Source organism: Elusimicrobiaceae bacterium, assembly GCA_017520185.1.
Lineage (GTDB): Bacteria > Elusimicrobiota > Elusimicrobia > Elusimicrobiales > Elusimicrobiaceae > Avelusimicrobium.
Map to the genome: position 1 here is coordinate 16,665 of JAFXGO010000023.1, position 13,351 is coordinate 30,015.

Sequence of the window (13,351 nt, forward strand, 5' to 3'; positions counted from 1 at the left end):
TTTACCAGCTGGTTTTGCTACGAGTCACGTATTTTTTAATTTGCTTTTGACCGTTCCAAACAATCTTATTGCTTTCAATATCAATCAGTTTCAAATTCACTTGATAAAAAACAACAGCTTTATTGCTCTGTGAGTCCACAATGGAATTAATTACACCGGAAAGCATATAGTCGGCTCCAATTTCACGACCAAATGCTTTGCGAGTTTCTTCGCTGGCAAATTCATCTTGCTCCAAACGTTCCTCCCGCAATTCTCCGCGTTCTTCACGGCTGGCAACAAATTCCACCTTGCCGGAGTTAATCAAAGCGCGCTGCATTTCTTCTATAAAAGTAGCAGTGTTGATATGTTCCATACTGTCATTGGCTACGCTGCCCACAATGACCACAGGTTCTTTGCCCAAGCGAGTTGTGGCTTTGCTATACCAACCGGAGTTCAAGCAATCTTGAATCATCTCTGAAGCCACCATTTGAGAATCCGCATCATTCCAACGGCCACTGACATCTTTAATCAACCGGCTGTCCACCCGCTCTACTTTGGTGGCACAAGCAAATATAAATGGCAAAACCAAAAGACTTATTAACAGTTTTTTCATTTCTTCCTCTCCTATTTTGATTCCTAGTTTTTACCAGGTTCTACTTACATTGTAGCAAAAGAAATGTTAAGAAAAACCCCCACTTTTTAAGCGGGGGTTTTTGACAAGATATAAATAATCTAATCTTGATATTTTTTAGACTTGTAGTGCGTATGCAAGAGCTCATGCGCCACAGGGCCGCCTATCTTATCCAAAATGCGTCCGTACAAGGCTTGCACGCCGCTATTGTCTTGAGATTTATAGGCCAACTCCGTATCTTCTTGATACAAGCCTTGAGCACGCGTTTTGCGCAAAGACCAACCTTCAAACTGAGGTTGACCGGCACCGGCCACACAACCGCCCTGACAAGACATAACTTCAATGAAATCATAATGTTTTTTACCTTCTTTGATTTCATCTAAAAGTTTGCGGGCATTTTTAAGACCGCTGACTACCGCTACTTTGATTTCCAAATCACCGATTTTGATGGTTTTTTCTTTAAACACGTCAAAACCACGCAAGCTGTTAAATTTTACACTGCGGGCATTTTCAGGGTCCAATTCAGCCAAAGCATAGCGCAAAGCCGCTTCCATTACACCGCCGGAAGCACCAAAGATAACACCGGCACCGGTCTTGGTACCAAACGGCATATCAAACCATTCGTTTTCCAAGTTGGCAAAATCAATACCGGCCTCTTTAATCATACGGGCCAAACCGACTGTAGTGACCACATAGTCCGTATCCGGATTACCGTTGACATAGAATTCACCGCGTTTGGCTTCGCTCTTTTTGGCAGAGCAGGGCATCACTGCCACTACCACCAAGTCTTCGCGTTTGCCACCGCGTTGTTCAAAATCGGCTTTCAAGACAGGGCCCATCATCTGCATCGGAGAGCGAGCCGTAGACAAGTTGGGAATAAATTCCGGAGCAAACTTTTCCACGTAATTGACCCACGCCGGGCAGCAGCTGGTGAGTTGTGGTAAATTGGTGCCTTTTTTAACGCGACCCAAAAATTCCGTAGCTTCTTCCAGAATCGTCAAATCTGCAGCAAAAGCCGTATCATAGACATAATCAAAGCCTAACATGCGCAAAGCGGCAGCAATTTTGCCATCCACCGGTTCACCCGGTTTCAAACCAAAAATTTCGCCCAAACCTACGCGCACGGCCGGAGCAATATGCACCGCTACTTTTTTATTGGGGTTATTAATGGCTTTAAAAACTTCTGAAATTTCAGAAGAATTCGGCATCAAAGCACCCGTCGGACATACGCGAGCACATTGACCGCAGGCCACACATTCGTGGCTTTCGCCCAATTCTTTGTTAAAAGCGGTCGCAATTTTAGATTTAAATCCGCGGAAAGCAAAGTCAATAGCGCCAATGCCTTGTACTTCATTACAAATACGCACACAGTTTCCGCACAAAATACATTTACTGTGGTCGCGCACCAAAGCGGCAGAAGTGGCATCTTTGTGGCTATCTAACTTTTTAGATTTAAAACGAATTTCCGTCACGTCCATATCTTTGGCCAATTTCTGCAATTTGCAGTTATTGGATTTGGAACAAAGCGTACAGTCGTGATTGCCCGAAGAAAGCAAAAGCTCCAAGTTAATGCGGCGCAATTTGCGGATTTCGTCACTGTTGACGCGCACTTTCATACCGTCTTTAGGGGCAACGGTACAAGAGGCCAAAATACCCATTCCTTCAATTTCTACCAAGCACAAACGGCACGCACCGTAGACGGCCAATTCGGGGTGATAACAGAAGGTGACGATGTTAAAGCCAGCCTTACGCACCAACTCCAACAAATTCTTTTCGCCTTGAATAGCAACTCTTTTTCCTTCAATAGTCACAAAACCTTGTTCTTTCTTTTCTTCTTGCATAATTACGCTCCTGTCACCACGGCGCCAAATTTACAAGTGCTCTTACATCCGCCACACTTGATACATTTATTGACATCAATTACATGCGGTTTTCCTACCGCACCGGAAATAGCTTGCACCGGGCAAGCGCGTTTGCACATACCGCAGCCTTTACACTTATCGGCCACAATTTCAAAACGTGCCAACGCTTTACATACACCCGCCGGGCAACGTTTTTCTACAACGTGGGCTAGATATTCTTCTCTAAAGTGTTTCAAAGTAGAAAGCACCGGATTGGGAGCGGTTTTTCCTAAAGCGCAGAGAGAGGCTTTTTGTACCGCTTTAGCCAAATCTTCCAAGTTTTCCAATGTTTTCATGGTTGCGCGCCCTTCTACAATATCATTAAGCATGCTCAACATCTGCTCCGTACCTTCACGACAGGGAACACATTTACCGCAAGATTCGCGTTGAGTAAACTCTAAGAAGAAACGAGCCACGTTAACCATACAGGTCTTGTCGTTCATGACCACTAAACCGCCGGAACCTACCATAGCGCCGGCAGAACGCAAAGAATCAAAGTCCAAAGGCAAGTCCAAATGTTCTTTGGTCAAACAACCACCGGAAGGACCGCCGATTTGAGCAGCTTTGAAGGCTTTGTGATTGACGGTGCCGTCATCTTCAGTCGTACCTCCGGCCACTTCATCAATGACTTGGCGCAAGGTCGTACCCATCGGCACTTCCACTAAACCGGTGTTAGCAATGTGGCCCGTCACAGCAAAAGTTTTGGTGCCAGGACTGGTCAAAGTACCGATTTTCTTAAATTCTTTAGCACCCATTTCCATAATTTTGGCTACAGTGGCTAAAGTTTCTACGTTGTTAATAACCGTCGGTTTATCAAACAAACCTTTTTGGCTGGGGAAGGGCGGTTTGACATTGGGCATACCGCGTTTTCCTTCAACAGAAGCAATTAAAGCCGTTTCTTCACCACAGACGAAAGCACCGGCACCTTCCATAACGTTAATTTTGAAATTAAAACCGGAACCAAAAATATTTTCACCCAACAAGCCTAATTCTTCGGCCTGAGCAATAGCAGTGCGCATGCGCTGTACGGCTAAAGGATATTCCATACGTACATAGATATAACCTTCATCGGCACCAATGGCACGCGCGGCGATCATCATACCTTCAATAACGGCATTGGGGTTGCCTTCCATGACACTGCGGTCCATAAAAGCACCCGGGTCGCCTTCGTCAGCATTACAAATGACATATTTTTTCGGGCCGGGCTCAATGCGGGTTAAATCCCATTTTTTACCAGTCGGAAAACCGCCACCGCCACGTCCGCGCAAGCCGGATTCCATAATTTCTTTACAAACTTCTTCATCCGTCATTTGGGTATAGGCTCTTTTGGCTTGAGCATAACCGCCATGAGCGATATATTCGTTAATATCTTCCGGATTGATACGGCCACAATCATGCAACAAGATACGTTCTTGTTTGGAATAGAAAGGGATTTCTGCCGTTGTTTTACAATGTTGCTTGGAGTTGGGATCGGTATAAAGCAAGCGGTCCACCACTTCGCCTTTTACAATCGTTTTTTCCACAATTTCAGGCACATCTTCCGGTTTTACATGCGTATAAAAAATATCATTTACGCTCACCAAAGGACCCGCCGCACAAAAACCGCGACAACCGCTCATGCTGATATAATTTTCATGGCAGCCTTTGGTAATGTTTAAACAATAACCGATTTTGCGCGCTTCCAATTCTTTCTGAAAAGCATCATATACCTTCATAGAACCGCCGGCAATACAACCCGTACCGCCACAAATAGTAATACGGCCCGTCACGTTCTGATAAGCATCATTATATTCTTTAGCAATTTGTTCAATCGTTTTTTTAGGCATTTTTGGCCTCCGCAGCGGCAATTTCGTCAATTAATTGGCAGGCTTGGGCCGGCGTAATCTGCCCATGTACGGTTTCGTCAATTACCATAACCGGTGCCAAACCGCACGCGCCCAAACAGGAAACGCATTCTAAGGTGAATAATCCGTCTTCGGTGGTATCTTGACCGTCTTTCAATTTTAATTTGTCTTTTACTGTATTAATAACGAAAGAAGATCCTTTTACGTGGCAAGCGGTACCGTTGCACACTTTAATAATATGTTTTCCTTTCGGCGTAATGGCAAAATGCGCAAAGAATGTAGCCACACCAAACACTTTGGCGGGGGAAATTTCCAATTTATTGGCAATATGACGCATTACGTCTTCAGGTAAGTAGCGATACAATTCTTGTACCTTTTGCAGTATGGGAATGAGCTTGGCAGGGTCATTGCCATGCTCTTTAAGTATTTTATCCACGGGGGCGAATCTTTCTGTCATGGGTTCTCCTGTTTTTAAAAATCCGGAAGAAAGGGATTTTCTTCCCGACAAAACGACCACCGCACCTATTCGGCACGGATAAGACATTACTATTTAAAATAAAACAAATAGGACTGCTTATCTTTTCATTATAGTAAGCACAAACCCAACTGTCAACGTAAGTTTTTGGATTTTTAAGCAGAATTACAAACTAATGCATAAAGCGACAAAATAGCCTGTCATCAACACCAAACCGACAGGCACTGCCACGCGCGCCCATTCGCGGCTTTTGATGTTTAATTTTTCCGCAGCCACGATATTGGGCAAATTGCCCTGCACAAGCATACTGCCAAAGGCTGCTAAGCCGATAACCATATACATCAAGTTTTCTGTAGAAACATTGGGAGTCACTTCAATAGCGGCCAATGTGGCATTGTCAATAATAACAGAAACAGCATTGGCCCAAAACAAAATTTTTCCGTTTAAAAGAGCAATCGTGCTTTGTGCAAACGGCCGCAACCCCGTACTGATTAAATGCAATGCCGCCACAAACAGATAAATATTCCACGTGCGGCGCAAGATGGATTTGGGGTCTTCTTTATCCTCGCGGATATGAAGCTGCACTTGAGTGTTGGTATTACGCACCGTATAACCGGCGGCCAAAGCACACAAAACAATACCCGGCACTATCCACCAGAAAAAGTGACGAAGCACAAAGAAAAAATCAGCCTGATGCGGGCCGGCCGCCAACTCATTATAAATCACCAATCCCAAAGGTTCGGCCAACGGCAGCAAAATAGCCCCCAACCCAATGGCATAACAAGCATAAACAGTCACTTTGACTGTTTGATCTCTCTCCAAATTTACCACTTGCAAAACTTCAGCCAACACCAATGCCGCCACCGTCACACTACAAATGCTTGACATCATTCCCAACAAAAAAACCAATACGGCAAAACTATAGCGCGGCTCCAAATACCGAAACAAAATAAACAATACTCTAAAAATATAACGAGAATAATGATTAAAAATAACACTTACTACCAATACAATAAACGCCACGTTTACAGGGGCATTGAACGTTTGATAAACAAAATCCTTACTCCAGCCACCGGCAATGCTTACTGCGGCTATCCCCACCAACAAAAGAAACATCTCCAAGTGGTTTTCCACCCACTTGGATACCAGCGGCCATATTAATAGATTTAATACGACTATTGATAATAAAATTTTGGTAATCAATGATACTTCCATGACCATCATTTTACTAAATATTTTTTTTAATACGTTGTAAAAAATTCTATCTATTTTTGTAGAATATAAATGATGTACCAAGCATAATGATTAAGGAGCTATACATGAAGAAAGTATTTATTACCTTGTGTGTGTTGGCAGTAGCCTCTGTGGCTTTTGCCGCCGAAACCTGCACCTGCCAAGCCGGCGATTCCGCCTGCTACGTCAGCTGTGTGCAAACCAAAGTGACGGCCGCCCGTAAAGCTACCGCTCAAAAAGTACAAGCTGCTAAAGAAGCATTAAAAGCCAAACAAGCCGAAGCTAAAAAGAACACCGTTACTGAAGAAGATGTCAAAGCCTCTTTGGAAAACAAAAAAGCCGAATTGAAAGCTCAAGCCAAAGCCAAAAAAGAACAAGCTAAAAAAGATGCCGAAGCTAAAAAAGCCCAAGCCAAAGCCGAACTCGAAGCCAAAAAAGCTAAAGCCAAAGAAGATGCCGAAAACTATAAAGCCTCTTTGAAAGCCAAAAAAGCCGAAACGGAAAGCAAAATTGCTGTCGCCAAAGCCAATGCCGAAGAAAAAGTAAATGCCGCTAAAGCTAAGGTAGAAGCCGCCAAAGCCGAACTCAAAGCCGCTAACAACGACGAAGAAAAAGCCGCTGCTCAAGCCAAAGTAGAAGCTGCCAAAGAAGCCTTGAAAGCCAAAAAAGAACAAGCGAAAGAAAACGCTAAAAATGCCGAAAAAGCCGCTAAAAACGAATTAGCCGCTTGGAAAGCCTTAGCCAAATAAACAACTTCTTTCTAATACAAAAACCGCACTTTTAAGTGCGGTTTTTTTGTTTTAGAATAAAGAAGCAGTAAATATGAAAAGGGGGTATGTATGAAAAAAATCATTCTTACGGCTACAGCCTTATTGCTTGTAAGTGGTGCTTCTTATGCCACTCAGATGTGCCAATGCGCTAACGGCGATATAAAATGCATTAATGCCTGCACCAAGACCAAAGTAAAAAATGCCAAAGCGCAAGTAGCGGCACAGAAACAAGCCGATAAGGCTTTTTTAAAAGCCGACAAAGCCGTCACCAAAGAGGCTTCCAAAGACTTAAAAGGCTATTACAAGGCCGATAAGCAAGCCGTCAAAACAGAAATGAAAGAAATTAAAGAAAAGGCCAAAGAACAAATCAAACAGGATAAGGCTCAAGGCAAAGCAAATAAAGAGGCAATCAAAGCCGAACATAAAAAAGCAAAACGCGCCGCCAAAGAACATAAAAAAGAAATGAAACAAGAGGCCAAAGCGGCCAAAAAGGCATCTAAAAACCAAGCAGTGGCAGAAGTAGTAGATTGGGAAGCGGTGGTGGAAAATTAAAATAAAAACCCCCGCTCTCTAAGCGGGGGTTTTTATTTTAAACTAATCTAGATAGTACCAATTTCCACCTATTCCACAAACACCACTCATACCATCTGTCGGAGACGCAGTTTTAGCCCCTATATCTTGACAGCCACTTCCTCCACAAACACGCCGACCATTTTTTATGCCCAATTCGAAGATTTTATTACCGTCATAATAATAACCCGTCAGATCTATCTTATACGGATCTTGCGTACAATTAACTTCTCCTCCATAACGAAAATACTTGGAACTCTCTACTTCTATGGAAAAACCTGCCGGAACATTTCCGCCACTAGCCGTTGACCACCAACTAATATTTGATGTGGGATTTTCCATACAATACACAACAGCGGCTTTGTTTAATGCACTTAAATTGGCCCATGCTTCGGCAGTGCGGCTCTTAAGTACCGTCTTTTGATATTGCGGCAATGCCACCGCAGACAAGATACCAATGATTAGGACCACAACTAACAACTCAATCAAAGTAAAACCTTTCTTCATTTTTATCTCCTTTTTTATTAATTTCCTATCTAAAAAATTTTAGCAAAAAACAAACTGTCAAATCTTTTCTTTTTCCCCCGAAGAAAAAACAACCAAAAAATTTCCTTTTTTTTGCCGTTTTCCCACCCAAAGACAGGTATTCAAAAAAGCCGCACCGAAAAGAAACACCGCGTAAAACTTTACGTTCTACGCGGTGTAGGAAATCCGAACAACTGCAAAATTTTACCAAACTTACAAAATAATCATACGGATAGCCATAATCACCAACACTAATCCGGCCACAAATTCTACTTTTTTGCCTACAATCGTTTTAGAGGATTTGGTGCCCATATGAAAACCTAAAACCGTCATCAAGAAAGAAATGACCAGCAAAAATAAAACTTGAGGGAACCAACTTTTCCCAAATAATTCCAACGCATAACCAATCAAGAAAAATTGAGAGGCACTTAAAGCAGCCACCTTCACCAATTTTTTGGTATCATCGGCTTCTTCTTCTTTGAAACTGGGGGACTTTTCTAACATTTCCAACATATGCTTGATGCCCAACAATAACAAGAAGGCAAAAGCAATCCAGTTGGCTACATTTACAAAATAACCGCGGAAAAACAAAATGCTAAAGATATAGCCTATCGTAAAAAAGATGGCATTAAATCCGGAAAAGAAAACCGCTGATTTGATGGAAAAAACACTTTTGGTTTTCAACTCCATTTTCGTAGCCGTCATATTAGCTGTCACCATATTATCCGTACACAGACAAATAAAAATAATGATTAACGCTATCAATCCCATATATTCTCCTTTCCTGCTAGTCTTGTTTTTATATTAGCAAATTCCCAGCCCGCTGAGTAGTACCCATACACCCACCGCGCTTAATGACACTCCGCCAGACACTTCCATCCAAGTACCAAAACGTTTGCCTAAATAATTTCCTAAATAAAATCCTATATAACTGGTGACAAGCACAGACCCCATCATAAACACCAATGTCAAAAGATATGGAGCCTGCGTCAAAGAGAGTGCCATTCCTACCAACAACGCATCTAAACTGGTGGCTAAAGCAAGCACAAAAATCATTTTCAAAGAAATCAGTTGGCACAAAGAAGTTTCTTCTTTTTTTTCAAAAGCCTCCTTTACCATTTTTAACCCAATCAAAAGCAAAACAATAAAAGCAAACCAATGATCCACCGAGTCTATCACCCGGCCCAATTCTTTTCCGCCGAACCACCCCACACTGAGCATCAGTGCGTGTGCCAACACAAAACAAAGGCTAACTCCTAAAATGTGTTTAAAACGCAAATTTCTGCCACAAGCACACCCTGAGGCAATGGCAACAGCAAAGTTATCCATAGACAAACTAAGCGCTACTATAAAACTAGACAGTACGTTCATATGTAAATTATGATACCATTTTTAATAAGGAAATTTTTTATGGAAACACTAAAAGAACTTTACAAAATAGGCTGCGGACCTTCCAGCAGCCACACCATGGGCCCCCGAAAGGCGGCCGATGCTTTCAACAGCCGTTATCCGGCGGCTTGCTCTTTCCGTGTCACATTATATGGCTCTTTGGCAGCCACCGGCAAAGGGCATTTAACTGATTTTACAATTCGGGAGGCATTCTATCCTAAACCGATTGATATTATTTTTGAGCCCAACACTTCTTTACCTAAACATCCTAACGCACTTAAATTAGAGGCTTTGGATCAAGCCGGTCATGTGATAGGCACACACACCGTATATAGTGTAGGTGGCGGGGCTATCCGCGATGAAGAAAACTTTGGCAAACACTTAAACAATGTCTATCCGCACAAATCCATGACGGAAATCATTCAATACACTTCCGATAAGAGAATGCTTCTTTGGGAATATGTGGAAGAATGTGAGGGGCCTGAAATCTGGGATTATTTGACCGAAGTTTGGAACACCATGAAAGAAACCATGAAAAGAGGCCTGTCTAAACGCGGTGTTTTGCCGGGTTCTTTGAATTTAGAACGTAAAGCCCAACGTTATTTATATAAAGCGGAAAATTCCCCCCGTTATCTGCGCCGCATGAATAATTTGTTTTCTTACGCTTTAGCATGTGCAGAAGAAAATGCCTCCGGCGGCATCGTGGTGACGGCGCCCACCTGCGGTTCTTGCGGCGTTTTGCCGGCTGTCTGCAGACTGATACAAGAAATTTGTGAATTTGAAGACAGCACCATTATCCGCGCTTTGGCCACCGCTAGTTTATTTGGCAATATGGCCAAAACCAATGCTTCTATCTCCGGAGCCGAAGTAGGCTGTCAAGGCGAAATTGGCGTTGCGTGTGCGATGGCGGCAGCGGCTACCTGTCAGTTGGAAGGTGGCGATAATAAACGCATTGAATATGCTGCTGAAATGGGATTGGAACATCATTTGGGCCTTACCTGTGATCCGGTGGACGGATTGGTGCAAATCCCTTGTATTGAAAGAAATGCTTTGGCGGCTTCTCGTGCGTTAGATTGCGCCACTTACGCCTTAATGTCAGACGGATACAACCGCGTGTCTTACGACGATGTGCTGGCCACTATGATGCAAACCGGCAAAGACATGCACGCGGCCTATCGCGAAACGGCTCAAGGCGGATTAGCTCATTTTTTCAGACATAAATTTTTGAAAAAAGGAGAATAAAATGTATACTTTACAAGCGATTGAAAAAAGAAGATCTATCCGAAAATTTCAAGATAAAACAATTTCTGCCGAACAAATAAAAACTTTACTCAAAGCTGCCATGCTGGCCCCTACGGCACGCAATTGTCAAGAGTGGGAGTTTGTAGTAATTAAGGACCGTATTGTTTTAAATGCGCTTAAAGAAGTTCATCCGCATGCTCAAATGCTCTCCACCGCTGATTGCGCCATCGTTGTCTGTGCAGACACTTCCCGCGAGTGGGCTGCCGGATATTGGATGGGCGATTGCGGGGCTGCCACGCAAAATATTTTACTCGCTGCTACAGATATGGGCATCGGTTCTGTTTGGCTGGGAGTATACCCGAATGAAGACCGCATGCAAGCCATTGCTGATGTTCTTCAACTCCCTACGAACGTCAAACCTTTCAATGTAATTGCGCTGGGATATCCAGATGAAGAAAAAGAGCCTGTGGACCGCTTTGACGAAAAGAAAATTCACTACGAAAAATGGTAAATAAAAACCCGCTTTAAGCGGGTTTTTATTTTTGAGTTTCTTCTTGCAAACGTTTTTCAAATTCAGTCACAGGCAACGGACGAGAGAACAAATATCCCTGTGCCATATCGCAACCAATACGGCTTAAAAACTCGGCCTGTTCTTTGGTTTCCACCCCTTCAGCCACAATGCTGCTGCCCAAATCTTTAATCATTTTTACAGCACCTGAAATAATTTGGCGCATACGGGGGTTTCCTTCGCCGCGTGCTAAAAATTCTTTATCTAATTTAATACAATCAAAATATAAATTTTTAAGCACATTTAACGAAGAATAACCCGAGCCAAAATCGTCCATCGCCACGAAAAATCCTTTTTCATGCAACCCGTCTATCACTTGCTTCATGCGTTCTACATTGCCAAACACTACACTCTCCGTCAACTCAATTTCCAACAGAGAATGAGCCACCCCATATTTGTCGGCCATATTGGACAATGTGTCAATAAAGGAAGGGTCTTCCAAATGCAATCTGGAAAAGTTAACCCCGATAGGCACCACCGGTTTTTCTTCTTCCTTCCAGCGTTTTAACAGGCGCAAACTCTCCTCTAAAATAAACAAATCCAACTTCAACACAAAGCCGTTTCTTTCAAAAACGGGAATAAAACTATCCGGCGGAATCAAACCTTTTTCAGGGTGCTCCCAACGCACCAATGCCTCTGCACTGCGCGTAATGCCCGTTTTAAAATCACATTTGGGTTGTAAGTAAATATGAAATTCTCCATTGAGCATGGCTTGTTCCATACTGCTTTCAATACGTTTTTCGTTTACAATTTCTCGGCGGTAGGCCTCGTCATAAAAAGCACAGGTCCTGCCGGCATGTTGCTTAGCTGAAGCCCATGCCAAATTGGCTCTATCCAACATAATGTAAAAAGGCACATCTTCGTCCAATACGTACACACCGCAAGTTAAAGACAAGGGCAAACATTCTCCGCCCGCTCTGCAAAATCTGCCGGCGCGGTCCAACAAAGCATCCAGCCGACGGCCCAATTCATCACGGTCAGGGCACGCAACCAATAATATAAACACATCTGCCCCGCTACGACAGAAAAGTTCCCCTTTTTCCAAACCGGACTGTAAGGCTTCTGCCACTTGCTTTAGGATTTGATCCCCCTGTTCAAAACCATAAATATCATTGACGGCTTTGAAGCGGTTTACATTGACCAAAGCAAAAGCCACAGGTATATTTTGGTCATGGAAATCTTGCGCCGCTTTGGTAAATTTTAAGCGAAAAGCATTTAGATTATCACTTTGCGTCAGCGGATCTACAAAACCCAACTTATACAAAGCCTTACTGCTTTGATATTGCATGCGCAAGATAAAAATCAGCAGTACCACCAACACCGCAATAATAGACAAACACAACAACAAAGACATCAGCATCAACTCTTGCGCCTTTTCTGCCATTGACTGCGTGGGCAAAACGGAAAGACCATACCAACCGTTATACGCCAGTGGCCTGTAAGAAGCAAAGCGATGCAAACCATTTACGGAATATCCGGTTAACCCTTCTTGACCGGCATTAAAATCATTTTTCATCTTATCAGCAGATAACCCTTTGTCAAAAACTGCCTGCTGGCCAAAACGAAAAATATTTTGAAAAGCTGCTTCAGGATAAGAAATTACCACATCTCCTGCTTTGGTGAGAATAAAAGAAAGCCCCTCCCCATGCATAGACGTGTCCGCCAAAGCCTGCTCATAAAAATGGGTAGGCTGTGTGGCAAACACCAAGCCCAACTTTTCCCCATTGACACGCAGCGGAATAGCCAGCACTAAAATATTTTTCTTAGAAAATGGATCTTTGCGCTGGATAGACACATAGTGACTATGCTCATAAGCGCTAGCCACTTCATCTTTAGATAAAAAATTTTGCTGAATTTGCCCGTTGGAAAAGATTGCTTCTCCGTTGGGAAATTGCACCCCTGTCATTTCAAAAGAGTTTCTTCTGTTTTGACGGTTTAAATAGGTGACAAGTTCCGCTTTGTTCTGCAAAGCACCCGGCTGTTCCAAAGAAACGGAAAGAGCCGTCAATACTTGCAGTTCCGCCCCCAACAAACGCTCAAAATTTTCCGCAAGTTCGCGGCTGACCACCACTATTGATTGTCTGGCATCTAAAGCCAAACGATTGGTGACTTGTTGCCAGTACACCACAGAACCCACCGCCACCGCAAGGGCAGCCGTTAGGATAATGCCGAAAGAACGTTTAAATCCTGTGATTCTGTATTTCACGTGTGTACCTGAACTAAA

At 43.2% G+C, this 13,351-nt stretch carries 12 protein-coding genes and 1 pseudogene; 4 read left to right on the forward strand and 9 right to left on the reverse strand.

Translation table 11 applies throughout. The features are described 5' to 3' along the window. Position 1: 1 nt before the first annotated feature. From lpoB to IKL48_03215, 5 genes are all read right to left on the reverse strand, one after another. Positions 2 to 592, reverse strand: a complete 591-nt coding sequence (lpoB, locus tag IKL48_03195; protein MBR3603677.1) for a penicillin-binding protein activator LpoB — start codon at positions 590 to 592, stop codon at positions 2 to 4. A 119-nt stretch (positions 593 to 711) separates the two neighbouring features. Then, complete coding sequence (locus IKL48_03200; GenBank protein MBR3603678.1) at positions 712 to 2,451, reverse strand: [FeFe] hydrogenase, group A; 1,740 nt, start codon at positions 2,449 to 2,451, stop codon at positions 712 to 714. A gap of 2 nt (positions 2,452 to 2,453) precedes the next feature. Next, positions 2,454 to 4,337, reverse strand: a complete 1,884-nt coding sequence (locus IKL48_03205) for an NADH-quinone oxidoreductase subunit NuoF (protein MBR3603679.1) — start codon at positions 4,335 to 4,337, stop codon at positions 2,454 to 2,456. Next, positions 4,330 to 4,812, reverse strand: a complete 483-nt coding sequence (nuoE, locus tag IKL48_03210; protein ID MBR3603680.1) for an NADH-quinone oxidoreductase subunit NuoE — start codon at positions 4,810 to 4,812, stop codon at positions 4,330 to 4,332. The genes IKL48_03205 and nuoE overlap by 8 nt, the downstream gene beginning before the upstream one ends. 183 nt (positions 4,813 to 4,995) lie before the next feature. Then, positions 4,996 to 6,045 carry a DUF1646 family protein gene (locus IKL48_03215; GenBank protein MBR3603681.1) on the reverse strand — a complete coding sequence of 350 codons (1,050 nt, stop codon included), beginning with the start codon at positions 6,043 to 6,045 and terminating at the stop codon, positions 4,996 to 4,998. 104 nt (positions 6,046 to 6,149) lie between these two features. Between IKL48_03215 and IKL48_03220 the strand changes: the two genes are divergently transcribed. Continuing rightward, positions 6,150 to 6,812, forward strand: a complete 663-nt coding sequence (locus tag IKL48_03220) for a hypothetical protein (protein MBR3603682.1) — start codon at positions 6,150 to 6,152, stop codon at positions 6,810 to 6,812. 90 nt (positions 6,813 to 6,902) lie between these two features. Continuing rightward, entirely contained in the window at positions 6,903 to 7,385 is a 483-nt protein-coding gene (locus IKL48_03225; GenBank protein ID MBR3603683.1) for a hypothetical protein, read from the forward strand. 417 nt (positions 7,386 to 7,802) lie between these two features. Here IKL48_03225 and IKL48_03230 read toward each other — a convergent pair. From IKL48_03230 to IKL48_03240, 3 genes and pseudogenes are all read right to left on the reverse strand, one after another. Continuing rightward, a pseudogene (locus IKL48_03230) lies at positions 7,803 to 7,910 on the reverse strand (prepilin-type N-terminal cleavage/methylation domain-containing protein). Positions 7,911 to 8,141: 231 nt separating this feature from the next. Further along, a complete protein-coding gene (locus IKL48_03235; protein MBR3603684.1) occupies positions 8,142 to 8,699 on the reverse strand; it encodes a manganese efflux pump in 558 nt (185 codons plus the stop codon). A 33-nt stretch (positions 8,700 to 8,732) separates the two neighbouring features. After that, a complete protein-coding gene (locus IKL48_03240) occupies positions 8,733 to 9,299 on the reverse strand; it encodes a manganese efflux pump MntP family protein (protein MBR3603685.1) in 567 nt (188 codons plus the stop codon). Between the two features lie 39 nt (positions 9,300 to 9,338). On the opposite strand from IKL48_03240, the gene IKL48_03245 reads away from it, so the two are divergent. Then, complete coding sequence (locus IKL48_03245) at positions 9,339 to 10,559, forward strand: L-serine ammonia-lyase (GenBank protein ID MBR3603686.1); 1,221 nt, start codon at positions 9,339 to 9,341, stop codon at positions 10,557 to 10,559. Between the two features lies 1 nt (position 10,560). After that, positions 10,561 to 11,070, forward strand: a complete 510-nt coding sequence (locus IKL48_03250; GenBank protein ID MBR3603687.1) for a nitroreductase family protein — start codon at positions 10,561 to 10,563, stop codon at positions 11,068 to 11,070. A gap of 25 nt (positions 11,071 to 11,095) precedes the next feature. Here IKL48_03250 and IKL48_03255 read toward each other — a convergent pair whose 3' ends face one another. Next, positions 11,096 to 13,333 carry an EAL domain-containing protein gene (locus IKL48_03255; protein MBR3603688.1) on the reverse strand — a complete coding sequence of 746 codons (2,238 nt, stop codon included), beginning with the start codon at positions 13,331 to 13,333 and terminating at the stop codon, positions 11,096 to 11,098. Positions 13,334 to 13,351: the final 18 nt, after the last annotated feature.